The organism is Microbulbifer sp. S227A (assembly GCF_049800935.1).
The window spans coordinates 89,697-116,037 of sequence record NZ_JBNAFZ010000005.1; the positions used below are offsets into that span (position 1 = coordinate 89,697).

The window sequence follows — 26,341 nt, forward strand, 5'->3', positions numbered from 1 at the left end:
GGTTTGCAATGCCCCATTGGCCAATTGAAACGGTGTGACACAGGATGCCGGACCCCTTGCGACCCCGGATTGCCGACCTGCCGCCGGTCATCCCGGCGGTCAAGCTGGATCTGCCGCCCCATGCGGGGCGCAACAGCGAACACAGGATCCTGCGCGATCCCGGCCCGACCCATCGGGTCGAGGTGATCGACGCAAGCGACATCCCGCATCCCGCAGCCGGGCCGGGCGATGCGCCCTATCGGCTGTTCCGCGCGGTTCCGCTTGGCGGGGTGCCAGAGGGCGGGTGGCCGGTGCTTTACATGCTGGACGGCAACGCCGCCTTTGATTTCCTGAGCGCGGCGCTGCTGGCCACGGTGCCGGGGCTGGTGGTGATCGGTATCGGCCATGCCACCGATCAGCAGTTTGACCGCATCGGCCGTGCTCGCGACCTGGGGTTTCCCGGCCAGGGCACCGGGAGCCGGGGCGGAACACCGCCGGGGGGCGGTGCGCCCGCGTTCATTGCGCTGCTGCTCAACACGCTGCGCCAGCGTGCCGAGGCCGGATTGCCCATCGACGGCAACCGGCGCGGCATCTGGGGGCATTCGCTGGCCGGGTTGTTCGTGCTCAGGCTGATGCTGGGGCAGCCGGACAGTTTTGCGCGCTATGCGTCGATCAGCCCGTCGCTGTGGCTGGGCGGGGATGAGCTGTGGCGAATGCTCGATCAGGCCCCGCCGCAGGGTCCGCTGCGGCTCTATCTGGCCAGCGGCAACCGCGAGAAACGCACCGGCAGCGATGGGCCCGAGCCCACCGACGCGCCGGCGGCGTTCCATGCGCTGCTGGCGCGGTTGCGTCGATGCGAGGGGATCGGGATGTCGCATCAGATCTATGACGGCGCCCGGCATATCGCCAGCCTGCCGACCTCGCTTGGCCCGGTGCTGCGCTTTGCAGCGGTCTGAGCGGGGTCTCATGCCGGCTCGGCGATCGGCTGTGACAACAACGTGACATAGCGGCGAATGACCGGGGCCGCGATCAGGTCGGGATGGTGGCAATCCAGCTCCATCGCCTGCACCTGCCCGGCATAGGGTTTCCACAGTGCCGCGCTGCGGGTGCTGCCCGCCTGATCGCGCATCGCCGCGACATGGAACAGCGGCGCGCGCATCGGTGTTTCGCGATGTCGGCGCACCAGGTCATTGGTGGCCCGCACCGACCGGATGACCCCGCCCTGTACCGCGTCGGGCAGCTGCGCCAGCGCCTGACCCTCGGCGCGAAGAAACCCCATGATCGCGGCGGGCGTGTCGAGATCCCTGTGGGCATCCGGATCATAGCCGGCAATCGCCAGCAAGGCGCGCAGGGCCTGGCCCTCGTCCGGTTCCGGTTCGTTCCGCCAGCAGTCGGACGGGTAGGCATCGAGCAGCACAACGCGGTCGACACGCCGCCCGCGCCGCTCGGCCTCGGCCCCCATCGCCTGTGCGATGATCCCGCCCAGCGACCAGCCCAGGAACACCAGCGGCCCCTCGGGCGCAAGCGTCTCGGCGCGATCCACATAGGCGCGGGCCAGGGCCGCCAGGCTCTCGGGGCGCGACGCCTCCGGGTCCAGCAGCGGCGATTGCAGCCCGATCACCCCGCGATCCGGCAGGGCGGCGGCAAGGCTGCGATAGCACCAGGCCAGCCCGCCCGCCGGATGCACCGCAAAGATCGGCGGCGTGTTGTTCGGCGCGGCGGACAGGTGCAGGATCGGGCCAAGCCCGTCATTGCGCGCGGCGGCCTGTTCCAGGTGGCGAGCGATATCCGCCAGCACCGGACGTTCGAGCACCGCGCCGAAACCGGGGTTCTGGCCCAAGGCCTCTTCCAGCAACAGGCACAGGCGTACCGCGCGCAGGGAATCGCCGCCCGCCAGAAAGAAATCGGTTTCAACCGGCGGCGGCGCGGCAAGCTCCAGAACCTCGGCATAACAGCGTGCCACCAGCCGCTCCATATCGGACTGCGGCGCGCGCCCGGTGGCGGCCAACAGCGCATCCGGTTGCGGCAATGCCTTGCGGTCCAGCTTGCCGCTTGGGGTCAGGGGCAGCGCGTCCAGCATCACGATATGCGCGGGCACCATCGCCTGCGGCAGCCGTGTCATCAGCGCCTGCCGGATGTCGCTGGCCTGCGCCCCGTGGCGGGCCACCGCATAGGCGAGCAACCGCGCCCCCCCCGCCGCGTCGCCTTGCAGCGTCACCGCGACCTGTTCGGCAAGCCCGCTGTCGCGCATGGCCTGTTCCACCTCTGCCGGCTCGACGCGTACGCCGCGGATCTTGACCTGGTGATCGACGCGGCCAACAAAGGTCAATGCCCCGGACTCATCAGAGACCGCCAGATCGCCGGTGTCATACATTCGCCCGCCGGGGGTGAAGGGATCGGGCAGAAAGCGTTCGCGGGTCAGGTCGGGTTGGCCAAGATAGCCGCGCGCCAGTTGCCGCCCCGCGATAAAGAGCCGCCCCGGCACACCGTCGGGCACCGGCCGCCCGCCCCCGTCCAGCAGGTAGCAGCCGGTGTTCCAGACCGGCCGCCCGATCGGGATGCTGCCGCCGCCCTGCCCCTCGGGCCGCGCGGCGCGGAACGTGACATCCACCGCCGCCTCGGTCGGGCCATAGAGATTGTGCAATGCGCCCCGGATGCGTTGGTGAAACAGCTCAGCCAGCCGCCGGGGCAAGGCTTCGCCGCTGGCAAATACCCGTGGGATGGCCAGCCCGGCAGAGGCGGGCGAGGCTAGGAACAGCTCCAGCATCGAGGGCACGAAATGCATCGCCGTGATGGCATGGGCGCGGATCAGCCCCGCCAGCGCCACCGGGTCGCGATGGGCCTCGGGGGGCGCGACAACCAGCGTGGCCCCCGACAGCAGGGGCAGAAAGAATTCCCAGACCGAGACATCGAATGTCGCCGGGGTCTTTTGCAGGATACGGTCCTGCGGGCCGAACCCATAGTGATCGCGCATCCACAGCAACCGGTTGACGATCGCGTCATGTTCGATGACGACGCCCTTGGGCTTGCCGGTCGAACCCGAAGTAAAGAGAACATAGGCCGCATCCCGCGCGCCGCATGGCCGGGGCGTGGCCTCGGGGCCGTCGGCATGTACGCGCATCACAACCGCGCCGGCGGCGGCAAGACCGGGCTCTGCCAGGATGACGGCCGGGGCCGCGCGGGCGATCATGTCGGCGCGGCGCGCGCTCTGATCCTCGGGGTCGAGCGGCAGAAACGCCGCGCCCGAGCGCAGGATGCCGACCAGCGCCACGATCAGCCCGAGGCTGCGCGGCAGGGCCACGGCAACGATATCCCCCGGCCCGATCCCGCGCCCCGCAAGCCGCCGCGCCAGCGCCGCCGATTGCCGGTCGAGCGCGCGATAGCTCAGGGTCTGCGCGTCGAATGTCACCGCATCCGTATCCGGCGTGGCCGCCATCTGTGCCTCGATCAACGCCGTAAGGGTGGTTTCGGCAACCGGGTGGGCGGTGGCGTTGCGATCCACCACATGGCGGCGGGTTTCCGCGGGCGTCAGGGTCGGCACATCGGCCAGACAGCGGGCAGCGCAGGCATTGGCCAGAAACCGCACCAGCCGGGCGCAATGGGCCTCGGTTTCCGCCGCGTCGTACAGCGCATCGTTGCTGTCGACCTGCGCCAGCAATCCGGATTCGGGATCGCCGCGAAAACACAGGGTGATGTCATCGACCGACCCGGCGCTCAGGATTTGCAGCGTTGTGTCACAGCCGTGAAATCGCGGGCAGGCATCAAAGGGCAGGATGTTCACCAGCGGCCCCCACAGCCTGCGCCCCGCCCCGATCCGGCCCAGTTCGCGTTGCAAGGCTTCGCCGCGATAGCGACCATGACGGCGCATTGCCGCAAGGCGCGCCCCGGCGGCCGCCAGCCAATCGGCCAGCGGGGCCTGTTCCCGTAGCGTCAGGTGCAGCGGCAGCACGTTGACCTGGGTCGACGGCGTGCGGGCAATCCGGCCCATGCGGTTTTGCAGGGGAATGCCCAGAACCACGTCGCGCGCGCCGCCCGAGGCCACGCCCGGCAGGTGCCGCGCCACATAAGCCCCGGTCAGGGCGGTCAGAACATCGGTCCAGTTGCACCCCGCCGCCGCGGCCAGTTGCACAAGCGCCGCGCCGACATCGTCGGGCAGGCGCTGCTCGGCGCGGTGGAACCATCGCCCCGCGCCCCCTGCCGGGCCCCGGCTCATGCTCTCGACATCGGGCAGGTCGGCAAGCGCATTGTGCCAATAGCCCTGTTGCCGCGCGCGGGCGGGGGCATCGGCAAAGCGCGCATCCTCGTCAAGCGCGTTGCGATACGAGGTCAGCGGCGGCCCGGGTTCGGTCCCCGCGCATTGCGCGTTATAGAGCGCCGCGAGCCGTTGGGTCATGCTCACCATCGCCTGCCCGTCGGCGGCGACATGGTGGATGCGTTCGCTCAGGATGTGATGGTCCGGGGCCAGCCGCCACAGGGTAAACCCGGCAATCGGTCCGGTGCCGGGATCGGGCGGCGCGCCGCGGGCTTCGGCCAGAACCTGATCCTGAACCTCGCGGGCCGGGATGCCGGTGCGGTCCCGGATCACCAGCCGGGGCGCGCCCTCTGGCGCGATCCAGTGCTCCGGCCCCTGTGGCCCCTCTCGCAATCGCATCGACAGACAGTCGGCCTCGCGCCCCAGCTGTTCGACCGCCCGCGCCAGCAGGTCGGCCTCCAGAGGCCCGCGAACATGCAGAGCCTGGCCGGTCATCAGCATCGGATTGGCGCGGTCGCGCTGTTGGGCGAACCAGATACCTGCCTGCGCCTCGCAGAGCGGACGTGGGTGATGAAGGTCGTCTGTCACCCCTGCCCGCCCCGGATGATTGCCCAGAACTCGGCGAGGGTCTCGGCCTCGTATAGCCGCGCGGTGTCGAGCTCGGGCTGGGTCTCTTCCCATTGCATCAGCAGCCGCATGAAGCCGATGGAGTCCAGCCCCAGATCGCCCAGATGCGCGTCATCTGCGATCTCTGCCACCGGGATGTCGAGCGCTCCGGCAATGTCCCGGCGCATCTGATCGGGCGTGAGGCGCGTGGTCTGATCGGTCATTGGCTCTGTTCCTCCATGAGGACGCTGTCGCGCAGGGTGTCGCGCAGGTGGCGGCGGCTGATCTTGCCGACAGCGGTTGTTTCAAAGGTCGCGACAAAGCGGATCTCGTCGGGGATCTTGAAGGCGGCGATATCCAGCCCGCGCATGAATTTGCGGATTCCGGCGGCGGTGGGCGCGGCATCCGTGGGCTGGACAAAGGCGCAGGCCCGCTCGCCCAGATGCGCGTCGGGGATCGACACCACCACCACGTCGAACACCTCCGGATGGCGCAGGATCAGGTCCTCGATCTCTTCGGCCGAGATCTTTTCGCCCGAGCGGTTGATCTGGTCATTCGCGCGCCCCTGCACCACCAGGTGCCCGGATGGCAGGCGCAGAACGATGTCACCGGTGCGATAGAACCCGTCAGGCGTAAAGCTGCGGGCATTGGCGGCGGGGTCGTGGTAATAGCCCCGGATCGTGTAGGGCCCGCGCGTCAACAGGTTGCCGGGCTGGCCATCGGGCACCGGCTGGCCGGCGTCGTCCAGGATCAGGATCTCGTCATCCGGGCTGATCGGGCGGCCCTGGGTTTCGACCACGATCTCGTCGGGATCGTCGGCGCGGGTATAGTTCACAAGCCCCTCGGCCATGCCAAAGACCTGCTGCAACCGGCACCCCAGAAGAGGGGCAACCCGGCGGGCGCTTTCCGGCAGGAACTTGGCCCCGCCCACTTGCAGGGTTTGCAGGCTGGGAATATCGGGCCGGGCCTTTTCGGCGGCCTTGAGCCACAGCAGCGCCAGCGGCGGCACAAGGCCGGTGATGGTCACGCCCTCGTCGCGGATCAGGCGAAAGGCGACCTCGGGCAGCGGCACCGGGCACAGGACCACGCGCGCGCCGGCATGGAACGCGCCAAAGCAGCCCGGCGAGGACATGGTGAAATTATGCGCCAGCGGCAGCGCCGCCATGAACACGCTGTCTTGGGTCAGCCCGCAGATCGCGGCACTTTCGCGCAGGGAATAGATGTAATCGTCATGGGTGCGCGGGATGAGTTTGGGCAAGCCGGTGCTGCCCCCCGAAATCTGCAGAAAGGCCACCGATTGCGGATCGGGATCATCGGGCAGCGTCGCCGGATCGCCCGCGATATCCTGCATCGCCAGCGCCCCGTCAGGCGCGTCATGGGTGACGATGACATGGTCCAGCCCCGCCTGCCCGGCCTGGATCGCCAGCGCCATGGCGGCGTGATCGAACCGTTCGATGCTGGGTTGCGTGATGATCGCGCGCGCCCCGGACCTGGTGGCGAGATGCGACACCTCGCGGCGGCGATGCGCGGGCAGAGCGTAGACCGGGATCAGCCCGGCGGCAAACAGACCGAAGACCGCCGTAAAGAACTCGGGCACATTGCCGATCTGCACCAGCACCCGGTCGCCGGGCGCCAGACCCAGAGTCAGCAGCCCCGCCCCGAAGCGGCGGGCGCGGTCGTTGAACGCAGCATAGCTCCAGCGGGTGTCGCCCGCGACGATGGCGATGCGGTCGGGATGTGCCTCGGCCCGCTCGCGCAGCAGCCGGGGAAAGGTCTCGGCGCGCCAGTATCCGCGCTCGCGATAGCGGGTGACGAAATCTTGCGGCCAGGTCTGTGTCGGTGTGGTCATAGCGGTCTGATCTTGGTGGCGGGCTGCCCGCCCGTGGCGGAGCGGGCAGCCGGGCCGGGGTTACTCGGCGGCCGAGATGCGGGTGATCTTGTTGCCCAGCGATGCATCCGCCCCGCGCCGCGCCATGTGCACGACAAAGACGTTGCCCATGTCATCGCGCGTCAGGTGGTTGGGCAGAGAGCCGGTCGGCAGGTTGGCAAGGATTTCGCCCTCGGGCGACAGCACGACCACGTGATCGGCGCTGCGCACGGTGACAAAGACATTGCCACTTTGGGGTTCGACCACCGCGTTCAGCGGTTTCGCCCCGACATTCACCTGCCGCAGCACTTCGCCGCTCTGCACGTCGATCACCGAGACGATGTCATTGTTCTGGCCAACCGCATAGGCGCGGGTGCCGTCATCATTCACCGCGATGCCGATGGTGTTCTTTGATCCCGGAACCGGGAAACCGCCCGATTGCGTGCCGGTGGCAAGGTCGATCACCGCGACTTCATCCGACCCGAGGCTGGCGACAAACAGCTTGCCCGCCCCGGCGGCCAGCGACAGCCCCGCCGCGCCAAAGGTCTCGCCGCGCCGCGCCGAGCCCGGCTCGATCGTCGGCAGCTCTTGCAGCGTTTGGCTGTCGAACACATGCACCTTGGGCGTGAAGGTCGCGGTCACATAGACCTTGCCCCCATGCGCCACCACGTCGCGCGGGTGGCTGACCAGGCCGGCATCGAATTGCTTGATCAGGCTCAGGTCGTTGGCGTCATAGACCGCAACCGTGTCCTGGTGGGTGTTGGACACCCAGATCTGCCCGGCCTCTTCGTCGATACCGATGCCGTGCACGGCAAAATGCCCCATGTCGCGCCCGTCGCGTTCCGGCGCGGGGCCGGGCTGGGCCTTGGCGATCACCTCGAGCGTCTCGGGGTCGATCTTGGCCACGTAGGTTTCGGTGATCGGCGGGCGGCCTTCGGAAGCGGCGATATAGAGCGCGCCATTGCCATAGACCACCTGGTAGGGCCGCTTGAGCGTCGCCGCCGAGGTGACGTCATAGGCATCAAGACCGGTCTCGGCGAGCACCGCCGAGACGGTCAGGTCAAAGGTCGTCGCATAGGGCGCGTCGCCGCCCAGTTCGGCAACCACCGGATACATGCCCGGATTGGCGGTGTCCGGGATCGCCAGGCTGGCGCGCAGGCTGCCTTTGTCATCGGCCATGAACGGTTCGCCGCCATTCAATGCCTCGCCGTTCTGGCGCAGAAAGACCGGCTGGTTCGGCTGGAACCCGCGCCCCATCAGCATCGCCTCGCCCCCCGGCACAACCGCGGTCTGGTCGGGGCCAAAGACGCGGATACCGCCGTCAAAACCGCCCACGGCGGTAAAGGGGTCGGCGATGGACATGCTGCTGGTGGCCATCAGGAAGGCCGAGACCGCCAATCCCCGCAAGATCCGCCGGGTCGCGGACGCTGTGCTGTTACTCATCTGTCGTGTCCTTTGATGCGGGATCTGCATCCCGGTGTGTTTCTGGCTGTGGCACGGGTTCGCCATGGCTGTTCATGCTTTCAACGTAGCGCCGCCATCGACATAGAGATCGGCCATCGTCACGTGCCCGGCCTCTGTGGACAGCAGGAACATCGCGCTGGCGGCAATGTCGCCGGGCGTCGCGAGCTTGCCCAGCGGAATGCCGGTCTTGTAGGTTTCAAGGCTGCCGGCGATGACCGATTGCGCCCCGTGGGCATCGGCCCACATGCCGGTCTGCATCGGTGTCAGGGTCGAGCCGGGCGCCACGATATTGCAGCGGATGCCATGGGGTGCCAATTCCAGCCCGAGACAGCGCATATGCATGTGCAGCGCGGCCTTGCTGGCGGGATAGGCCCCCATGCCAAGCCGCGGAACATCCGCCGAATTCGACCCGACGGCAACAATCGCCCCCTGCCGCCGGGGCATCATCGCCCGCGCCAGCGCGGCGGTGACATGAAACGCCCCGGTCAGGTTCACATCGATCACCCGCCGCCATTGGTCAGGGCTGGTGTCCAGGATCGCGCCGCCGGCCAGGATGCCCGAGGCCACGACACCGTGATGCAGCGGCCCGACGGTCTTTTCCGCCTCGGCCACGGTGGCGGCCACCGCGTCGGCATCGGTCACGTCCAGCGCCCGCCAGATGATGCCGGATGCATCGCCCTCCGCCGCCAGGGCATCGGGCAGATCGGTGGCAAAGACCCGTGCGCCGGCCCCGGCCAGCGCCTCGGCGATCGCGCGACCAATGCCCCCCGCCGCGCCGGTGACAAAGGCCCCGCGCCCGTCAAACCCGGTCAGCTTCATGTCGGTCCCCCCTGAAACGCGGCGATCACATCCGCGGTGCCCAGAACAGCGCCGGAACAATCCGCCACCCAGTCCAGCGCCATGCGGTGCCTGGCCTCGGAGAAATCCGCCACCGCGTCGGCAACCAGAAATGGTTCGATGTCGCGCTGGAACGCGTCGGTGGCGGTCGCGAGACAGCCGATATGGGCGTAGATGCCCGTCACCAGCAGCTGGTCGCGGCCCCGGGCGCGCATCAGGTGGTGCAGGTTGGACCGCTGAAACGCGCTGTAGCGATGTTTGACCAGCTGGATGTCGCCCTCTTCGGGGCCGAGCATGTCGATGATCTCTTCGTGTTCGGGGATGGCGCGCATCCCCGGCCCCCAGAGGTCTTTTTGCAGCCCGCGATCCGCCGCCAGCTGGTTGCCCTTTTGCGCGGTATAGAACACCGGCATCCCGGCGGCGCGGGCGCGCGAGGCGATCGCGGCGATGTTCAACGCCACCGCCCGCAGCAGCGACCCGTCGCGCCGCAGCGCATCCTCGCCATAGGCGGCACAGAAATAGCGCTGCATGTCATGGATCAAGAGCGCGGCGCGCCCGGTGGACAGCACAAAGGGCGCCCGTGCCCTGGGCAGGTCGGCGGGCCGTGGCAGCGGGTAATCGGTGATCTTGGGAAGGGCCATGAACTGTCCTCGCGCTTACATGATGCCGGAAATGCCAAGCGCCTGCCGCATGGCGAGAAACTTGGCCGCGGTCTCGGCGATTTCCTGTTGGGGCACCGAATCGTCAACGATCCCGGCCCCGGCGAACAATTGTGCCCGCCGCCCTTCGATGATTGCGCAGCGCAGCGTCACGTGCCAGTCGCCATTGTTGCGATCATCCACCCACCCGATTGTCCCGGCATAGAAATCCCGGTCAAACGGCTCGGCCCGCCGGATTTCGGCCAGCGCCGGTTCCAGCGGCGCACCGGCGACGGCCGGGGTCGGATGCAGCGCGTGCAGCAGCCCCAGACAGGGCGTGTCGGCATCGCGCAGCACCCCGGAAATCCGGGTGCCCAGATGCCACATCGACCGGGTCCGCATCAGTTCGGGGCGCGCCGGCGTGTCCAGGTTCCGGCAATGGGGCGCGAGAATGTCGTGAATGTACTCAACGACGATCCGGTGTTCGATCTTGTCCTTGTCCGAGCGCAGCAGCGCCGCCCCCGCCTCCGCATCGGCACCGCTGTCGGGCAGGCGGCGCGCCGATCCGGCCAGCGGCGTGGACAGCACATCGCCCCCCCGTTTTTTCAGCAGCCGCTCGGGCGTGGCCCCCACCAACCACCGCGTGTCACCCATGCCACCGGCGAGCGGCAGGCAATAACACAGCACGTTCGGATCGTCCGAGAGCAGCAGCGCAACCTGCATCGGGTCGATCGGCGTATCGGTTTCGAAAATCAGCGACCGCGCCAGCACCACCTTGTGCAGCGGGTTGCCCGGATCCGAGACCAGCGCCGCAACGCGGGCCACCTCGCGCCCATATTGTGCGCGGGCAGGCAGTCGTTGCAGGCCGATGTCCCGGGTACCCTGCGCCAACGGGAGGGCGGGCCGGGCCGCCGGCGTGGTGGCACAGAGATAGCCGGGCTGGTCGCGATCAAACGGAAAAGCTCCGAACTGGCGTCCGGAGATCGGTTGACGTGTCAGGCTTGCCAGCGGTCCGGACGTGACGCCGGCAATCTCGCCAAACGCCTCGCCCAGCAGCAGCGGCCGATCCCGCAGGGCGGCGTCGATCTCGGGGGGGCGCGAAATACGGTCTTGGGCTAGCATTTGGGGCACCTTGGAAAATCCATTGGCCAAATGGCTTGGCGTGGTTTGCGTGGGCCGGCGGGCGGGCGTATTGGCGCGCCCGCCGGGGTTGCGATCCGATGGGGATCAGAACGTATAGTTCAGCGACAGGCTGACCGAACGTCCCGGCTCGGCAAACAGGAAGTCATCATCCGCATCCCGCGACTGGCGCGAGAAATACTGTTCGTTGAACAGGTTATCGACACCAAGCCGGATATTGAGCGCCTCGTTGCCCGGCGGTGTGTAGGACGCGAACAGGTTGACCACCTGATAGGCCGGAAGGGTCTGGTCCGCGATGTCATAGTCCAGCGCCGCCTCGACAAAGCCGCCGACGACCAGCCCGTTGTCAAAATCATAGCTGCCGCGCAGCACCAGGATCTGACCCACCGGCGCACCCGAGTAATCGGCATAGCCCGCCAGCAGATCGCCATTCTCGCGCACATCGGCGTCGGTATAGCTCAGCGAGACAACCCCGCGCTGGAAGCGATAGCCGATATCCGCGTCCCAGCCCTTGGTTTCCAGGGTCTCACCGGCCAGTTCACGGGCCCGGGTGTTGCCGGCATCCTCGATCTTGGTGCGGAAGGCGTGAACGCCACCATAGAATCCGTTGGGCAGCGCCATGTTGAAACCAACCCGGTAATTGTCCGAGGTTTCCGCGTCGCCATCGGTATAGGCCGCCGCGTTGGTCAGCGTCGCGGTTTCACCAAAGTCGTAACCGCCGAACACATGCGACACACCCGCATCCAGGGTCAGCCAGTGGTTCGCGTCATACTCGGCATAGAGGTTGGCGCTATAGCCGTCATCCTTGCGGGAAAAGCCGGAATCCGCCTGCCCGGTGAATTCGGTCCAGTCATAGCGCAAACCACCCGCCACCCGCAGCCGGTCGGTGATGTCGGCATTGGCCTGTACGAAGAGGCCGGTGTTCTTCATCTTTTCGCCGACCTGGTTCCCGTTGTTATAGCTGGACGCGTCGAGGTAATCGAAACCGAAACGCACTTCGCCGCCGGCAATGGCTACCTTGTTCTGCACCTTGAGCGTGGTGTTCTTGGTGGTCACGTCAACATTGCTGAGGGTGGCGGTCGCGGGATCGGCGCGGCGTTCCTGGAACTGGTCTTCCTGGGTATGGGTCAGGCGGAATTCAGGGTTGAAGAACCCTTCGACCAGATCATCGGTGTATTCCAGCGTATAGGTATTGGTGGTGTTCTTGTTCGGAATGGCGTTCAGCCCGCCGCCGAAACCGAAATTGATGTCGCTGCGGATGTTCCGGTCGGCCTTGTCTTCGTAATAGGTGGTCGAAAACGCCAGCCGCCGGCCCTCGCCCATGTCATAACCCAGCTTGGCCAGAGCGGAGTTCACCCCGGTGCCGGTAAAGGGAACGGTATTGCCGTCGCCGTCTTCCCAATTGTTGCCGTCGGCGGTGCTCAGGTACAGCAGATAGTCGAAGTTTTCGGCGCGGCCGTAAACCGAGCCCTCATAGGTCATGACATCGCCATTGCTTTCATAGCGGATCCCGGCAAAGCCGCCGAAATCGTCATCCGCGTCAAGCATGTCCGCCGCGTCGATGGTGGTAAAGACCAGCGCGCCCGCTGTGGCAAAGGGGCCGATATCGGCCGGGGTGATGCCGGCATAGACATCGACCTGTTCAAACAGGCGCGGGTTGATGCCGCCCGGCCCGCCATGGTGCCAGACCTGGCTGCCCACCGGCGCGCCGTCGACCGTGACGCTGGCCGAGTTGGTTTCCAGGCCGTTGATGAAAATCCGGGTTCCCGAAACGCTGGTGCCGCTGGTCTGAACGTTGGTGACCGACTGGAACAGGGTCGACGCGGTGTTGGCACCGGTATCCGCGATGTCATCCGCGGTGATGGTTTCGGCGACTTCCTCGTCGGTTTCGACGCCCTGATCCAGAACGAGAGCGCCAAGGTCTACGGGGTTGGTTTCTTGTGCATAAAGCGGGCTGACGGCCAGAATCGTGGTGGATGCCAACCAAATAGATACTCTAGCCATGCCAGAATTCTCCAATTGATAGATGTATGGATTTGGCTAGCAAATATCGGGGATCTGCATGGCTGAACGGAACCGGGGTTCGTCTTCGGCGGGTTCCTAAGTAGTTTAGTCGGAATTGGCAACCCACAAATATTCCCAACCGCCATAAGGCGTTGCGGAATAGTTGACAAACTTAGTCTGATTTACTACGAGGCCCCCATCCCGCCAGGCGGGGTGAAAAAATCAACGCACAAGCCCGCTCCACAGCCAGCCAATCGATGCGTCGCGCATATAAGGGACGAACTTGTGAATACCCCTACGATTCGGCGCGGCCCTTTGGCTGCCCCCTCTTGTGACCACCGGCGCGATCACCGGCTTGGCGGCGAGCCGCCGGCGGCGATTCCCGGCGCGCGGATGCGGGCCTTGATGCAGACACCAGGAGCACCCCGGCAAATGAAACCTCTCCCTCGCAAGACCGCCTGTCACCTGGCGGTGTCGCTGGCCTGTGCGCTCGCGGCGCTGACCGGCAGCCAATCGCTGGCCCAGGACACCGCCGCCGCCCCGGCGCTGGCCATCGAACTCAACAGCGCGGACCAGCAGGACAATGCCTGCCGGCTGACCTTTGTGGCCCATAATGGCCTGGGGGCCGACCTGGAGACGGCGGTGTTCGAAACCGTGCTGTTCTCGACCGATGGGGCGGTGCTCAAGCTGACCCTGTTCGATTTCCAGGCGCTGCCCACCGGTCGCCCGCGGGTGCGCCAATTTGACGTGCCGGGCGCGCAATGCGCAGCGATCGGCCAGGTCCTGATCAACGGTGTGCATAAATGCAGCGGCGACGGCATCGCCAACACCGATTGCACTGCAGCGCTGCAAACCAAAACCCGCACGGACATCGAGGTGATGGGATGAGCTTGATCCAACATGCCATTGGCGCAGTTGAGAATTTTGTCGATCTGGGCGGCCCGGTTGTGGGTATCCTGCTCGGATTGTCGGTGCTGGCTTTTGCGGTGATCATCTTCAAGTTCTGGCAATTCCACGCGGCGGGTGTCGGGCGGCGCGGAGCGTTGAACGAGGCGCTTGTGCATTGGGATGCCGGCTCCGAAGCCGCCGCGCGCGGCGCGATCAAGCGCAGCCCTAACCATCTGGGTCCGCTGCTGGTCGAGGCGATGAACGCCTCGGCGACCGACAATGACCGGGCGATGCTGGCCGAGCGGCTGAACGCCCGCGCCGAAGCCCAGCTGGCCCGGCTGGAAAGCACCTTTCGCCTGCTGGACAGCGTGGCGCAGATCGCGCCGTTGCTGGGCCTGTTCGGCACCGTGCTGGGGATGATCGAGGCGTTCCAGAAATTGCAGGGCGCGGGATCTTCGGTTGATCCGTCGCTGCTGGCGGGCGGTATCTGGGTGGCGCTGATGACCACGGCGGTGGGGCTGGCGGTGGCGATGCCCACGTCGCTGATCCTGACCTTTCTGGAATCCCGCGTGGCGCGTGAACGCACCTTTATCGACAAGGCGCTGCAAATGATCCTCTGCCCCGGCGAATTCGACGAGCCCCGGACACAGCGCCCGGTTGCCGTTGGCGGACAGGCCCATGCGCACTAGGGGCAAGAGCTTTCGCAGCCGCCGGATGTCGATGACGTCGCTGATCGACATCATCTTTCTGTTGCTGCTGTTTTTCATGCTAAGCTCGACCTTTACGCGATTTGCCGAGGTCGAGCTGCTGAGTGCGGCGTCGGGCGTTTCGGTGCCCGGCACGCCGCCGCTCTTTCTGCGGATAACGCCCGAGGACATGACATTGAACGGTCAGCCGGTGCTGCTCGACGATCTCGCGGCGACCCTGTCCGGGAAAACCGCGACCGCCACAGACGCGGGACAATTGCTGCTGATCAGCCCGGCGGGCGAGGTGTCGTCACAGGGGCTGGTTGACGTGTTGACCCGGTTGCGCCCGGTGGCGCAATTATCGGTTCGGGTTCTGGGGGCGGGCTGATGCGGCGTCGTGTCATCACCAAACGCCCGCCCGAGCCGACCATTGCGCTGATCAATATCGTCTTTCTGATGCTGATCTTTTTCCTGATCGCGGGCAGCCTCGCGCCGCCGCTGGACCCCGACCTGAAACTGGTCTCGACCAGCGATCTGGACGGGCGCGAGCCGCCGGATGCGCTGGTGATCACGGCCGAGGGGCGTAGCCTCTATCGCGGTCAGGAGGTCTCGCCCGAGACCTACATCGCCGAGGTCGCCGGGGAGCAGGAAGCCCCGGAAATCCGCATCGTGCCGGACCGTGACCTGCCGGTCGAGACGTTGCTGACGGTCGGGCGCGCCCTGCAAGAGGCAGGAGCGGCGAAACTCTTTGTGGTGACGGAACGGGGGCTGGAATGACACCTAACCTGAAATATGCCGCCGGGCTGGCGCTGACCGCGTCGATCGGCGCGCATCTGGCCGGGTTCGGCATGACCGCGGGCCCGGAACCCACCCGGATCCAGGGCGGCGCGCCGCAGACCGTGGCGATGCTCGGCAACAGCCTGGCAAATATGGTCGAGTCGGTGACGCAGCCGGTTGAAACCCCGGATCCGCTGACCCCCAAGACGCCGGTTGCGCCGGATCAGGTGGCGAACGCGCCGGTGCCGGAACTGCCCCCGGCGCGGTCCGATGACATTGCCGCCCTGCCGGTGGGAACCGTGCAGGCCCCGATCACCGCGCTGCCGGTTGCACAGGCCAGCCCCGAAGCCGTACCCCCGACAAGGCTCGCGGCGCTGAGGGCGGTTGAGCCGACCCCCGCCAAGCCGGTTGAAACCGCCGAGCCGGTCAAGGTCACGCCCGAGACCATCACGTCAAGCGAACCGGTCGAGCAGCGCCCGCCGCGCAAGACGACCACCCGGCCGGACCCCCCGAAAAAGGCCGAACCGCGCAAGGAGCCGACCCGCACCGCCAAGGCCCCGAGCGCCCCCGCCGCGCGCAAGGGCCAGGCCGATGGCCGCGCCGATGCCAAGGCGTCGCAAAGCGCAAAGACCAGCGGCAAGTCAAAGGCGGCGGGCAATGCCACCGTGTCGAACTATCCGGGCAAGGTGATGCGCAAGATCCAGCGCACCCGCCAGGAACGGGCCGGTGCGCGCGGCACCGCAACCGTCGCATTCCGCATCACCGCGTCTGGCGGGGTGACGTCGCTGCGCATCCAGAAGAGTTCCGGCTCGGCCAAGATCGACCAGATCGCCCTGCGCCACATCCAGCGCGCCGCGCCCTTCCCGCCGCCGCCCAGCGGGGCCCGCACGAGCTTTAACCTCGAAATCGTCAGCAAGGGGTGATCGGCGGCCCGGATGGGTGTCGCTCAGTCCGGGCTCAGTCCGCGCTCGGTCCGGGCTCAGTCCAGCCGGGCGGCCCGCTGCGCTTGCAGCCAGGCCGATTGTCGCAGCGCCGAATAGCGGTCGATGGCCACTGCCGCCAGCAGCACGCTGCCCCGCACGATGTCATAGATATAGGGCGAGGCATTCAGCAGGTTCAGCCCGTTGTCGATCAGCACCAGGAACACCGCCCCGATGAACGAGCCGATCACCGTGCCCGAACCGCCGGTCAGCTTGGTTCCGCCCAGGATCACCGCGGCGATGACGGTGAATTCGATACCGATGCCGATGCCGGATTGCAGCCCGCCGACCCGTGCCAGCAGGATCAGCGCGGCGATGCCCGTGACAAGGCCGCTGAGCGCATAGACAGCGATGGTGACGCGATCGACCGGCAGGTTGGTTTCGCGCGCCGAACGGGCGGAATTGCCGATGGCACGGGCATAGACCCCGAACCGTGTGCGGTTGAGCAGGTAGACCCCGATCACCAGCACCGCCAGCAGGATCAGGATCGGGATCGGTATGCCCAGCAGCCGGCCATTGCCCAACGTCCCCATTTCACGCGGCACCGGGATGTTCTGGGCGCCGGTCAGGTGGATCGCCGCGCCGCGATAGATCGAAAACGTCGCCAGCGTGGTGATCAGCGGCGACATCGCAAAGCGCACCGCCAGCACGCCGTTCAACGCCCCCAGCACCGTCGCACAACCGATTGCCCCAAGGAACGCAATGGCATAGCTCTGGGTGTCCAGCATCAGCTGCGCGAACAGCGCCGAGGTCACGAACAGGATCGCCCCGACGGAAATGTCGATCCCGGCGGTCATGATGATAAAGGTCATGCCCACCGCCATGATCGCGGTGACGCTGGACTGTACGAGGATCGCCTGCAGGTTCGACAGGGTCAGAAAGGCCGGAGACACCGCCGACAGCACCCCGCCCAGCACGATGGTGGCCAGCGCGATGGCGATCCATTTCTGACGTGACATCAGGGCCCGAAGCCGGGGGGGTGTCATCAGGTTTGCCTTTCCGCCGAGCTGGCCGCCAGGGAGATGATCCTGACGCTGTCATAATCGGGCCGCCGGAATTCGCCAACGATGCGCCCCTTGCGCATGACCGCGATGCGATGGGTGACATGCAGCAATTCGGGCAAGTCCGAGGAGACGATCACGATGGCCTTGCCCCGGCGGGCTAGATCGACAATGGCGGCGTGAATGTCGAACTTGGCACCGATATCCACGCCCTTGGTCGGTTCATCCAGGATCAGGATCTCGGGATCGGTGGCCAGCGCGCGGCCGAGCAGAACCTTTTGCTGATTGCCGCCCGACAGGTCGTCCACCGGGTTTTCGATATCGGGCAGCGCCACGTTCATTTCACCGGCCAGCCTGCGCGCCGCGTCCCGTTCGCCGCGAAAACCCAGCCCCGGCAGGTGCCGCCGCACAAAGCGCGCAATCGACAGGGCCGACAGGTTCTCGCGCACGGGCCGGTTCAGGAACAGCCCGTCGCCGCGCCGGTCCTCGGTGACATAGCACAGGCCGCGCGCCTTCATCGCGGCGACGCTGCGGGTCGCGGGCTGGCCATCGATGCGCAGCTCGCCGGTGGCCGGGCGCAGGCCATAGACCGCCTGCGCCAGTTCGGTGCGCCCGGCCCCCATCAGCCCGGAGATGCCCAGGATCTCGCCCCGGTGAACGGTCAGATCGATGTCGCGGAAATCGGGCGATGACAGGTTGCGCAGTTCAAGCGCGGGCGTGTCGGTCGGCGGCGCGGGTTCGATCCGCGCGTCTTCGAGCGTACGCCCGACCATCAGCTCTTCGAGCCGGCGCTGTGACATCCCGGCCAGCCGGCCCTGTGCCACCTGCCGGCCATCGCGCAGCACCACGAAACTGTCGCAGACCCGATAGATCTCGTCCATGAAATGCGAAATGAACAGGATGGCCAGCCCCCGCGCCCGCAGCTTGTCGATGATCGCAAAGAGCTTGTCACGCTCAACCGCGGTCAAAGAGGTGGTCGGTTCATCCAGGATCAGCACCTTGCCCGCATGCAGCAGCGCCTTGGCGATCTCGACGATCTGCTGCTTGCCCGCGCCCAGGGTTTCAACCAGCGCCTGCGGGTCGATCCGGATACCGAGGAAGTCGATCTGTTCACGGGCCCGCTGTTCTGCCCGCGCCCAGTCGACCCGCGCGGCATGGCCGGGCAGGTCCGCGATGCAGATATTCTGGGTCACGGTCAGCGACCCGAACAGCGACAGTTCCTGATGCACCGCCGAAATGCCGTGCCGCCTGCGATCCACCCGTTCGACCGGCTGGCCGTCGACATGGATCTCGCCGTCGCTGGGGGTCAGCAATCCGCACAGCATGTTCTTGGTGGTCGACTTGCCCGCGCCGTTCTCGCCGACCAGCGCCAGAACCTCGCCCGGCATCAGGTCAAAGGTGACGCCGCTTACCACGGTCTTGCCGCCAAAGGACTTGGCCAGCCCGCGCACCGACACCACGGGTGTTGGCGGCGCGCTCACCGCTCGCGCCCCGTGCCGATCCGCATCGCCAGCCAGGTGCCCAGAAAGATCAGCACCCCCTGCACGATGAGCTGGTCGTAAAACGGGATCCCCATGAGGTTCAGCCCATTGGTCATCATCGCCAGGATCGCCACCCCCATCAGCGTGCGTTCGATGGAACCGCTGCCGCCGGTCATTGACGTCCCGCCCAGCACGACGGCCCCGATGATGATCAGCAGCAGCGTGTCGCCGACACCGGGGATGGCATTGCCGAGATTGGCGATCGAGATGAACCCGGCCACCCCCGCCAGCCCGCCCGCCACGAGATAGACGCTGAAATCGACAAGGCGCACGTTGATGCCGGCAAACCGCGCGGCCTCGTGGTTGGAACCCACCAGCATTACCTGCCGGCCCCAGTCGGTCTGGCCCATGGCCAACGCCCCAAGGACCACGATGATCAGCGCGATCACCGTGACCGCCGGGATGCCCAGCCAGAGCATGAAGCCGAAATCCAGCATCCAATAGGGCGTGCCCTTGACCGCGATGCCCTGGCTGAGAACAAAGGCGATACCGCGGGCGATCAGCTGGGTTGCCATGGTGGTGATGAACGGGGTCAGCCGGCAATACCCGATCAGCACCCCGTTGAGCGCGCCAAAGACCAGCCCCGAGGCCAGCGCGGTAAGCCCCCCGATCGCGACGCTGCCGGTCTGGGCCATGGCCAGCCCCGAGAGCACCGCGCTGGCGCTGATCACGGTCGAGATCGACAGGTCGATGCCCCCGGCAAGGAACACGATGGTCATGCCGATCGCCGCGATCAGAACCACCGCGTTGGCGCCCAGCATTGCCTCGATATTGCCGCCCGTCAGGAAATAGGGCGACAGCACCGAGAACCCGACGCCCAGCACCGCGATCATCGCCAGTGCCGGATAGGTTTTCAACAGGGATACAGGTGTCGACACGGGGGCCTCAATCGCGGTTCATCTTGTCGGCCCGGCCTTTGGCCCCGGCTATTTCGGCGCGCCCCAGATCCGGTCGGCATTCGCCTCGGCATCGGCGGCGGTATACAGCGCGCCGCCCACATAATTGGTCCGTTCGACCTCATCACCCGCGAGGATGCTGGCAACCAGGTCCACCGCCTTGCGGCCCGTGGCCTCGGTTCCCATCACCACAAAGGCGTCGGCGGTGCCCGACAGGACCGCCTGGTAGCCGTCGTTGGACCCGTTGACGCCGGTGACGACCACATGGTCCGCGTCGCCCGCCGGAACCAGCTTGCCCAGATCCGCGAGCACGGTTTCAACCGCCGGGATGTGGGTGTCGGTGGCGGCAAACACCGCGGCCACCTCGGGATTGGCCTGCAACGCGTTCTGGGTGCCCGACAGCGCGCGCGCGGAATCCCAGTCGGTGGGAACCTCGATCAGCTTGACCTCGCCCAGCGATGCCAGCCCCTCGCGAAAGCCCTTGGAACGGTCGATCCCGTTCTGGTCGTTCAGCGCGCCGATCAATTCGACAATGGTCACAGGACCGTCGCGCCCGGCCAGCGCCTTGGCGGTGTATTCCCCCGCCAGCCGCCCGTCGATCAGCGAATCCGGTCCGACAAAGGCCATGACGACACGGCTGTCGGGCAGGTCGCGGTCATAGGCAACAACCGGGATATTGGCGCGTTTGGCGGCGACCAGCGCCCGCTCGATGGTGTTCTGATCCACGGCGCAGACCAGGATCGCATCGACACCTTGCGAGATCAGCGATTGGATCTGGGCGTTCTGTTGTTGCGCGTCGCCGTCGGCGACCACTTCGATCACGTCATAGCCGCGATCCGCCGCCCCGGCCTTGATCCCGTCATTCACCGCCACCCGGCTTTCGAACAGCTGGTCCACCGACAGGCCGATGGTGATGTCACTGGCCAGCGCCGGGCCGGACCAGATCATGGCAGCGGTGGCGATGGCCCCCAGGAATTTCCTCATTTCTCGCTCTCCTCCAAGCATGTGGGCCGGGATCGCACCCGGTTCCAGTTAAGCAAGGAATTTTGATATGTGCAAGTAACTTTCGCACATGCCTGCCCTGCCCGCTCACCCGGCTGTGCCCAGGGCGAATTCCGTGGCGATCGCGTCGCCCTGCGCGTTCAACCGGGGGCCATAGGGGCGGATTTCCGGCCGCTGGTGGTCGATGGACAAGGGCGGCCTGAGGAAATGCACCGGTGATCCGCCCTCGCCGGAATAGGTCGCCACCATGTCCAGCGCGCGAAAGGTCTCGGACCGCATCAGCTCGTCCCAGGTCAGGACCCGGGCGCACCAGACGCCCCTGGCTCCCAGATGCCGTTCCCAATGGCGCGCGTCGTGATGGCGCAATCGTTCGGCGATCATTGCCCTGATCCGTTCGCGCGCGGCAAAGCCCGCGCCGGGCCGTTCCGAGATGGTCGCCAGCTCCGGCATCTGCAACAACTCGGCCAGCGTGTCGAGCGGGGTCATGGCCAGGGCGAGCTGTCCGTCGGCGGTGTCATAGACCCCGTAAGGCGCGCCCAAATAGACATGCGCCGACCCCTGCGCGGCACGTTCCGGGGGCGCGTGATTGCTGTTCAGATAGGTGGTGAGAAACTCGAACTGGGCATCCGCGAGGCATTCCAGCAGGCTGGTTTCCACATATGCGCCAATGCCTTGCGTGGCTTTCCTGAAGAGCGCGGCCAGCAACCCCTGGGCCAGCGTCGCCCCGGCGAGCATATCCGCGAGCGGCAGCCCGACCGGCACCGGCCCCGATGCGCGGTTGCCGCTCAGCCACATCAGCCCGGAGCGCGCCTGCGCCAGCAGGTCCTGGCCGGGCAGGTCGCGCCACGGACCGTCGCGCCCATAGCCGGAGATCGAGCCATAGACCACACCGGGATTGCGCGCGCGGATGGTGTCATGATCCAGCCCCAGCCGTTCGATCACACCGGGGCGAAAGTTCTGGATGACGATGTCGGCCCGCGCCGCAAGCTGCCGGGCGGCGGCGATCCCGCGGGGCGTCTTGAGGTCAAGGGTGATGCTTTCCTTGCCGCGGTTGATGGCGTGAAACAGGGTTGAATCGCCGTCATCCAGCAGGGTCTCGGTCAGGTAGAGCCGTCGGCACAGGTCGCCGCCGCGCGGGTTCTCGACCTTGATCACCCGTGCCCCGAGATCCTGTAACCGCAGGGCCGCGAACGGGCCGGCGAGGAACTGGCTGAAATCGGCGATCACGATGCCCGCCAGCGGCAGGGTCACGTGGCTGCCGGCGTTGCAAGAGTGGCCCGAAGCCGGGCGGTGTCGGCACCAAGGCGCGGCGCGGCGCGCGTTGCACCCGGCGCGCGCCCGTCAATGCGCAGCGGGCAACGGGTGGTTTCGGCGGTGGCCCCGGCAGGTGTCACGATGGTCTGGACCAGGTCCGCCGCCCTGAACCCGTCAGAGGCGACAAAACCGGCCCAGTCCTGCACCGGGGCACACCAGACACCCGCGGGTTCGAGCCGGTCCAGCCAATGGCCGGTGGGGTGCGCGGCGATGGTTTCGCCGATGATCGCCTTGATCTCGTTCAGCCGGGAAAACGCCTCGTGCTGCGAAAACCCGGCGATGCGCGCATCCCCCAGCAGCTCGGCAAGCCGCAACAGCGGTGTCATCGCCAGCGCCAGAAACCCGTCCGCCGTGCGATACAGCCCATAAGGCGCGGGTTGATAGGGGTTGGCATTGCCGCTGTCATGGCGGCGCGGCGTTTGCCGGTTGTCATTGAGAAAACAGGTGAATTGTTCGAATGTCAGGTCAATCGCCGTGGTCAGCAGATCGACCTCGACCAGCCCCCCGGCCCCGGTCCGGCCCCGGCGCAGCAGGCAGGCCAATATCCCCTGCACGAGGTTTCCGGCGGTGGCCACGTCCAGCATCGCAAAGCCGGTGGGCACCGGCCCGTCCGCCGCGTTGCCATTCAGCCAGGCGATCCCCGAGAGCGATTGCACCAGCAGGTCCTGACCCGGTTTGCCCACCCAGGGGCCATCGGTGCCATAGCCCGACACCGCCCCGTAGACCAGCGCCGGGTTCAGCGCGCGGACCTGTTCATAGCCCAGCCCGATCCGCTCCATCACGCCGGGGCGGAAATTGTGGATCATCACATCCGCCGTCCCGATCAGGCGGCGCACCATTTCCAGGTCGCCCGGCTCCTTGAGGTTGGCGGCGACGCTTTTCTTGCCGCGATTGAAGGTGTGAAACACCAGGCTGTCATCTTCGAGCCGCTGGTCGTTGACCACCATGGCACGGCACAGATCGCCGCCATCGGGGCGTTCGATCTTGATGACCTCGGCCCCCAGGTCCGACAGCCGCAACGCGGCCACGGGTCCGGCGAGAAACTGCGCGAAATCCAGAACGCGCAGGCCGGCAAGCGGCAGGTCGGTCGCGGTGTCGGGCATGGTCAACTCCTTTGGGTCATTGGGTGGAAACGGGGTCTTGCGGGTCGCCGTCGGGCCGGTATCCAAGGTTCTGCGACAGTTCGGCGGCTATCCCGCGCAGGCTGTCCAGCGTGTCCTGGGCGGATGAGTCACTTTCGACCTGGTTGATAAAGCCCGAGGTGATGGCGGCGACGATGCCACGGGCATCAAAGACCGGAACACAGAGGTTGCGCACCCCCTGGATCATCATGCTGGGCGTGTCTTCGAACCCGGCCCCGGCGATCTGTGACAGGCGCGCGCGGATCGCTTCGCGCTCGTTGGCGGGGCGCCGGGCGAGATAGCGTTGCTGGATGTCGGCGGGGGAATAGGCCAGGATCACATGCCCGGAACTGGTCTGTTCGACCGGGAACAGCGAGCCGGTGCGCACCGCGTAACCGGCGGGCAGCGGGCTGTGCACCGAGGCGAGAACCAGCACGTTGGTGCGGTTGAGCACCCCGAGGTGACAGGATTGCCGGGTATGCGCGGCGCTGCGTTCCAGCAGGGGCAAAGCCGCCTGGATCAGGCGTTCGGTCGGGTCGTGACGATGGGACAGTTCAAACAGCCTGAGCGTCAGGGCATAGCGCCCGGTATCGCTGTCCTGGCTGAGATAATCGCGCTCGGCCAGATAGACCACGACCCGGTAGATTTCGCCCATGGTGCGCCCGAGGGCGTCGACGATCTCGTTCATCGTCAGACCGGCGGGCACGCCGGCCAGAAGTTCCAGAACATCCAGCGCCTTTTCAACCGCGGGAACGGCGGATTTGCTCTTTTTTTCGCTGGCTGCGGTGGGCTCGCTTGGCATTGTCAGGGTTCCTTGCCTTCATTTGAGGCGCGCAGCTTAGCAAGTTCCACCTTGGCGAAACAGAGAGACATCAATTCGTTCTCGTTGCGCAGCCCCTGTTGCACGGGCAGGTCGATGGCGCTGCGCACGGCGGATTTCACCGCCTGCGTGGCCACCGTGGAATGACCGGCGATCCTGGCCGCGATCTCGCGGGCGGCGGTGACTTCCTCGCCCTCGTCGACCAGCCATTCGATCATCCCGATGCGGTCCGCCTCGGCGGCGTCAAAGCGGTCGCCCGACAGCAGGATCTTCATCGCCTGCCCATAGCCGCACATGCGGGTCAGGTGTTGCGCTGCCCCGCCCGCCCCGGTCCAGCCAAGCGCGACCTCGGGGGCGGCAAACACCGCCGAGCGCGCAACCACGCGCAGGTCGCAGGCCAGCGCGATTTCGAGCCCGCCACCAAGTGCCCAGCCCTTGACCGCGGCGATCGAGGGTTTGCGCAGCCCGAGGATCGGCGGGATATAGTCAAGCCGGTTGCGCCAGGCCCAGAAATCTTCGTAACCGTCCAGCGCCTTGATGTCGGAACCGGCGCAAAAGGCCCGCGTGCCGGCACCGCGAAAGATCACCGCGTGAACGTTCTGGCTGGCATTGGCGCGGGCGCAGCAATCGGCGATCTGGCGATACATCTGCGGCGTCAGCGCGTTGTGCTTGTCCGGGCGGTCTAGGATGATCTCGGCCAGGTTGCCCTGGTGTTCGAAACGGACGGTGCCATTCGGATCGGTCATCTGCGGGCTCCTCAGTTGAAGGTCAGGTTGGGCAGCCAGAGCGACAGCTGCGGCACGAAGGTCAGCACCAGCAACATGCCGAACAGCACCACGTAGAACGGCACGGCGGCGCGGATGAACCGGGCGATCGGCACGCCGGTGATCGAGCAGGTGGTGAACATCAGCGTGCCCAGCGGCGGCGTCACCCCGGCAACCGTCAGGTTGAACACCATCACGATCCCGAAATGCACCGGGTCGATCCCCACCTTGGTGATCACCGGCACCAGGATCGGGGTCAGCAGGATCAGCGCCGCCGAGCCTTCGATGAACATGCCCGCAAGGATCAGCAGCAGGTTGATCAGCAGCAGCAACAGGTAGGGGTTTTCGGTCAGCGCGAGCATCGCCTTGGCCAGGGTCGCCGGGATCATTTCCCAGGTCATGTAAAAGCCAAAGGCGCTGGCCGTGCAGATCACCAGCAGGATCACCGCGGTGGCCTGCATGGTCTGTTCCAGAATGGGTTGCAGATGGGCGAGCTTGAGTTCGCCATAGATCAGCCCGACAATCGCCGCGAACAGCACCGCCATCGCCCCGGCTTCGGTCGGGGTGAAATATCCCAGCCGGATGCCCAGAACGATGCCGACCGGCACCAGCAGCGCGAGAAAGGCACCGGAAAACGCCCGGCCCCGGTCGGCCCATGACAGCGGCGCGTCAAAGGCCGGCTTCAACCCGAGCTTGCGCGACTGCACCGCCACCGCCAGCATCATCGCGATACAGATCGCCACGCCGGGCACGATCCCCGCGAGAAACAGCTGGCCGATCGATACGTCGCCCATGAACCCGAACAGGATCAGCCCGATCCCCGGCGGGATGATCACCGAGATGATCGACGAAGACGCGGTCACGGCGGTGGAGAACGCGGGGTCATAGTCACGGCGCGTCATTTCCGGCACCAGGATCTTGGATTGCATCGCCGCGTCGGCATTGGCCGAACCCGACACGCCCCCCAGCAAGGTCGACAACAGCACGTTGACCTGGGCCAGCCCGCCTTTCCAGTGGCCGGTCATGGCCTCGGCAAAGGCCATCATGCGCGAGGTGATCCCGGCATAGTTCATCACCACGCCGGTCATCACGAAGAGCGGCACCGCCAGCAGCGGAAAGGAATGGGTCACTGCGACGATGCGCTGGACGAAGATCTCGGGCGGCATGGCCCCGGAGAACAGGAAGAATGACAGCGCCGCCATGCCGATGGCAAAGGCCACCGGAATGCCGATCGCGATGCCCAGCAGCAGGATGAGGATCGGCGCAAGGGTCACAGGATTTCCTCCCCGCCATCAAAGCCCGGCCGTTCGATCAACCCGACAAGCCGCAGCAGGGAAGTCACCGACATGCCCGCGAAACAGATCGTGGTCGCCAGATAGACATAGCTGAACGGGATATTGAGCACCGGCGATGGCCGCGAGGCCCCCTTGCCCATCATCACGACGCTCAGATAGGCGACATAGACGAAAAAGCCGAGCACCAGCAGATCGCCGACCTGAAGCGCACGGGTGCGCCAGCCGCGCGGCAGCAGATCGATCAGCAGGGTTACCCGGATATGACGCCCGTCGCGCAGCGCGGTCATCGCTCCGATGAACACCACCCAGGTGAACAGGATGCCCGACAGTTCGGTGGTCCACACGGCGGGTTTTTCGGTGACATAGCGGGTCATGACGCCCCACAGCACCGACAGGACCAGAAGTGTCAGGGCCGAAAAGGATATGGCATCCTCAAGCCGGCGAATGATCTTGCCCAGCGGTTTCATTG

General features: G+C 66.5%; 24 protein-coding genes. 6 read left to right on the forward strand and 18 right to left on the reverse strand.

The window, feature by feature from the left end; genetic code table 11:
- Positions 1-56: 56 nt before the first annotated feature.
- Positions 57-935 (forward strand): alpha/beta hydrolase, encoded by an 879-nt coding sequence (locus ACP15R_RS13590; protein ID WP_424986964.1) that lies wholly within the window; start codon positions 57-59, stop codon positions 933-935.
- A gap of 8 nt (positions 936-943) precedes the next feature.
- On the opposite strand, the gene ACP15R_RS13595 is transcribed toward ACP15R_RS13590, so the two are convergent.
- The 8 genes from ACP15R_RS13595 to ACP15R_RS13630 all read right to left on the reverse strand — a co-directional run bounded on the left by ACP15R_RS13595 (position 944) and on the right by ACP15R_RS13630 (position 12,787).
- Positions 944-4,819 (reverse strand): amino acid adenylation domain-containing protein, encoded by a 3,876-nt coding sequence (locus tag ACP15R_RS13595; protein ID WP_424986965.1) that lies wholly within the window; start codon positions 4,817-4,819, stop codon positions 944-946.
- Complete coding sequence (locus tag ACP15R_RS13600; RefSeq protein ID WP_424986966.1) at positions 4,816-5,061, reverse strand: phosphopantetheine-binding protein; 246 nt, start codon at positions 5,059-5,061, stop codon at positions 4,816-4,818. Before ACP15R_RS13600 ends, ACP15R_RS13595 begins: the two co-directional genes overlap by 4 nt.
- Complete coding sequence (locus tag ACP15R_RS13605) at positions 5,058-6,686, reverse strand: (2,3-dihydroxybenzoyl)adenylate synthase (protein ID WP_424986967.1); 1,629 nt, start codon at positions 6,684-6,686, stop codon at positions 5,058-5,060. Before ACP15R_RS13605 ends, ACP15R_RS13600 begins: the two co-directional genes overlap by 4 nt.
- A 60-nt stretch (positions 6,687-6,746) precedes the next feature.
- Positions 6,747-8,147, reverse strand: a complete 1,401-nt coding sequence (locus tag ACP15R_RS13610) for a YncE family protein (protein ID WP_424986968.1) — start codon at positions 8,145-8,147, stop codon at positions 6,747-6,749.
- A gap of 72 nt (positions 8,148-8,219) precedes the next feature.
- Positions 8,220-8,987: an SDR family oxidoreductase gene (locus ACP15R_RS13615; protein ID WP_424986969.1), complete on the reverse strand. Its 768-nt coding sequence runs from the start codon at positions 8,985-8,987 to the stop codon at positions 8,220-8,222.
- On the reverse strand, positions 8,984-9,646 hold the full coding sequence (locus tag ACP15R_RS13620; protein WP_424986970.1) for an isochorismatase family protein: 663 nt from the start codon (positions 9,644-9,646) through the stop codon (positions 8,984-8,986). The genes ACP15R_RS13615 and ACP15R_RS13620 overlap by 4 nt, the downstream gene beginning before the upstream one ends.
- Before the next feature lie 15 nt (positions 9,647-9,661).
- Complete coding sequence (locus ACP15R_RS13625) at positions 9,662-10,765, reverse strand: isochorismate synthase (RefSeq protein WP_424986971.1); 1,104 nt, start codon at positions 10,763-10,765, stop codon at positions 9,662-9,664.
- A 105-nt stretch (positions 10,766-10,870) separates the two neighbouring features.
- On the reverse strand, positions 10,871-12,787 hold the full coding sequence (locus tag ACP15R_RS13630; protein WP_424986972.1) for a TonB-dependent receptor: 1,917 nt from the start codon (positions 12,785-12,787) through the stop codon (positions 10,871-10,873).
- 432 nt (positions 12,788-13,219) lie between these two features.
- Here ACP15R_RS13630 and ACP15R_RS13635 point away from each other — a divergent pair, with 432 nt between their 5' ends.
- From ACP15R_RS13635 to ACP15R_RS13655, 5 genes are read left to right on the forward strand one after another with little or no spacing between them, the layout of a single operon-like run.
- On the forward strand, positions 13,220-13,675 hold the full coding sequence (locus ACP15R_RS13635) for a hypothetical protein (RefSeq protein WP_424986973.1): 456 nt from the start codon (positions 13,220-13,222) through the stop codon (positions 13,673-13,675).
- A complete protein-coding gene (locus ACP15R_RS13640) occupies positions 13,672-14,364 on the forward strand; it encodes a MotA/TolQ/ExbB proton channel family protein (protein ID WP_424986974.1) in 693 nt (230 codons plus the stop codon). The genes ACP15R_RS13635 and ACP15R_RS13640 overlap by 4 nt, the downstream gene beginning before the upstream one ends.
- Positions 14,354-14,749, forward strand: coding sequence for a biopolymer transporter ExbD (locus ACP15R_RS13645; protein WP_424986975.1), 396 nt, complete (start codon positions 14,354-14,356; stop codon positions 14,747-14,749). Before ACP15R_RS13640 ends, ACP15R_RS13645 begins: the two co-directional genes overlap by 11 nt.
- Complete coding sequence (locus ACP15R_RS13650; RefSeq protein WP_424986976.1) at positions 14,749-15,138, forward strand: ExbD/TolR family protein; 390 nt, start codon at positions 14,749-14,751, stop codon at positions 15,136-15,138. Before ACP15R_RS13645 ends, ACP15R_RS13650 begins: the two co-directional genes overlap by 1 nt.
- Positions 15,135-16,061 carry a TonB family protein gene (locus tag ACP15R_RS13655; protein ID WP_424986977.1) on the forward strand — a complete coding sequence of 309 codons (927 nt, stop codon included), beginning with the start codon at positions 15,135-15,137 and terminating at the stop codon, positions 16,059-16,061. The genes ACP15R_RS13650 and ACP15R_RS13655 overlap by 4 nt, the downstream gene beginning before the upstream one ends.
- A 56-nt stretch (positions 16,062-16,117) precedes the next feature.
- Here the strand turns inward: ACP15R_RS13655 and ACP15R_RS13660 are convergent, their stop codons facing one another.
- The 10 genes from ACP15R_RS13660 to ACP15R_RS13705 form a co-directional block, all read right to left on the reverse strand.
- A complete protein-coding gene (locus ACP15R_RS13660) occupies positions 16,118-17,104 on the reverse strand; it encodes an ABC transporter permease (protein WP_424986978.1) in 987 nt (328 codons plus the stop codon).
- Positions 17,104-18,600 (reverse strand): sugar ABC transporter ATP-binding protein, encoded by a 1,497-nt coding sequence (locus ACP15R_RS13665; RefSeq protein ID WP_424986979.1) that lies wholly within the window; start codon positions 18,598-18,600, stop codon positions 17,104-17,106. The genes ACP15R_RS13660 and ACP15R_RS13665 overlap by 1 nt, the downstream gene beginning before the upstream one ends.
- The gene (locus tag ACP15R_RS13670; protein ID WP_424986980.1) at positions 18,597-19,538 is read right to left on the reverse strand and encodes an ABC transporter permease; all 942 of its coding nucleotides are present in this window, start codon (positions 19,536-19,538) and stop codon (positions 18,597-18,599) included. Before ACP15R_RS13670 ends, ACP15R_RS13665 begins: the two co-directional genes overlap by 4 nt.
- Before the next feature lie 48 nt (positions 19,539-19,586).
- Entirely contained in the window at positions 19,587-20,540 is a 954-nt protein-coding gene (locus ACP15R_RS13675) for a sugar ABC transporter substrate-binding protein (RefSeq protein WP_424986981.1), read from the reverse strand.
- 105 nt (positions 20,541-20,645) lie between these two features.
- Positions 20,646-21,809, reverse strand: coding sequence for a CaiB/BaiF CoA transferase family protein (locus tag ACP15R_RS13680; protein WP_424986982.1), 1,164 nt, complete (start codon positions 21,807-21,809; stop codon positions 20,646-20,648).
- Positions 21,806-22,975, reverse strand: a complete 1,170-nt coding sequence (locus ACP15R_RS13685; protein WP_424986983.1) for a CaiB/BaiF CoA transferase family protein — start codon at positions 22,973-22,975, stop codon at positions 21,806-21,808. The genes ACP15R_RS13680 and ACP15R_RS13685 overlap by 4 nt, the downstream gene beginning before the upstream one ends.
- Positions 22,976-22,991: 16 nt before the next feature.
- The gene (locus ACP15R_RS13690; RefSeq protein ID WP_424986984.1) at positions 22,992-23,795 is read right to left on the reverse strand and encodes an IclR family transcriptional regulator; all 804 of its coding nucleotides are present in this window, start codon (positions 23,793-23,795) and stop codon (positions 22,992-22,994) included.
- Positions 23,796-23,797: 2 nt separating this feature from the next.
- Entirely contained in the window at positions 23,798-24,559 is a 762-nt protein-coding gene (locus tag ACP15R_RS13695) for an enoyl-CoA hydratase/isomerase family protein (RefSeq protein ID WP_424986985.1), read from the reverse strand.
- A gap of 11 nt (positions 24,560-24,570) precedes the next feature.
- On the reverse strand, positions 24,571-25,851 hold the full coding sequence (locus ACP15R_RS13700) for a TRAP transporter large permease (protein ID WP_424986986.1): 1,281 nt from the start codon (positions 25,849-25,851) through the stop codon (positions 24,571-24,573).
- On the reverse strand, positions 25,848-26,339 hold the full coding sequence (locus ACP15R_RS13705) for a TRAP transporter small permease (RefSeq protein ID WP_424986987.1): 492 nt from the start codon (positions 26,337-26,339) through the stop codon (positions 25,848-25,850). The genes ACP15R_RS13700 and ACP15R_RS13705 overlap by 4 nt, the downstream gene beginning before the upstream one ends.
- Positions 26,340-26,341: the final 2 nt, after the last annotated feature.

Bases quoted from the DNA above. Each gene is read 5' to 3' on its own strand.
- ACP15R_RS13650 (WP_424986976.1), top strand. From the start codon at position 14,749: ATGCGGCGTCGTGTCATCACCAAACGCCCGCCCGAGCCGACCATTGCG.
- ACP15R_RS13600 (WP_424986966.1), bottom strand. From the start codon at position 5,061: ATGACCGATCAGACCACGCGCCTCACGCCCGATCAGATGCGCCGGGAC.
- ACP15R_RS13660 (WP_424986978.1), bottom strand. From the start codon at position 17,104: ATGACACCCCCCCGGCTTCGGGCCCTGATGTCACGTCAGAAATGGATC.
- ACP15R_RS13625 (WP_424986971.1), bottom strand. From the start codon at position 10,765: ATGCTAGCCCAAGACCGTATTTCGCGCCCCCCCGAGATCGACGCCGCC.
- ACP15R_RS13620 (WP_424986970.1), bottom strand. From the start codon at position 9,646: ATGGCCCTTCCCAAGATCACCGATTACCCGCTGCCACGGCCCGCCGAC.
- ACP15R_RS13675 (WP_424986981.1), bottom strand. From the start codon at position 20,540: ATGAGGAAATTCCTGGGGGCCATCGCCACCGCTGCCATGATCTGGTCC.
- ACP15R_RS13655 (WP_424986977.1), top strand. From the start codon at position 15,135: ATGACACCTAACCTGAAATATGCCGCCGGGCTGGCGCTGACCGCGTCG.
- ACP15R_RS13635 (WP_424986973.1), top strand. From the start codon at position 13,220: ATGAAACCTCTCCCTCGCAAGACCGCCTGTCACCTGGCGGTGTCGCTG.
- ACP15R_RS13615 (WP_424986969.1), bottom strand. From the start codon at position 8,987: ATGAAGCTGACCGGGTTTGACGGGCGCGGGGCCTTTGTCACCGGCGCG.
- ACP15R_RS13610 (WP_424986968.1), bottom strand. From the start codon at position 8,147: ATGAGTAACAGCACAGCGTCCGCGACCCGGCGGATCTTGCGGGGATTG.
- ACP15R_RS13605 (WP_424986967.1), bottom strand. From the start codon at position 6,686: ATGACCACACCGACACAGACCTGGCCGCAAGATTTCGTCACCCGCTAT.
- ACP15R_RS13645 (WP_424986975.1), top strand. From the start codon at position 14,354: ATGCGCACTAGGGGCAAGAGCTTTCGCAGCCGCCGGATGTCGATGACG.
- ACP15R_RS13685 (WP_424986983.1), bottom strand. From the start codon at position 22,975: ATGCCCGACACCGCGACCGACCTGCCGCTTGCCGGCCTGCGCGTTCTG.
- ACP15R_RS13690 (WP_424986984.1), bottom strand. From the start codon at position 23,795: ATGCCAAGCGAGCCCACCGCAGCCAGCGAAAAAAAGAGCAAATCCGCC.
- ACP15R_RS13695 (WP_424986985.1), bottom strand. From the start codon at position 24,559: ATGACCGATCCGAATGGCACCGTCCGTTTCGAACACCAGGGCAACCTG.
- ACP15R_RS13705 (WP_424986987.1), bottom strand. From the start codon at position 26,339: ATGAAACCGCTGGGCAAGATCATTCGCCGGCTTGAGGATGCCATATCC.
- ACP15R_RS13640 (WP_424986974.1), top strand. From the start codon at position 13,672: ATGAGCTTGATCCAACATGCCATTGGCGCAGTTGAGAATTTTGTCGAT.
- ACP15R_RS13630 (WP_424986972.1), bottom strand. From the start codon at position 12,787: ATGGCTAGAGTATCTATTTGGTTGGCATCCACCACGATTCTGGCCGTC.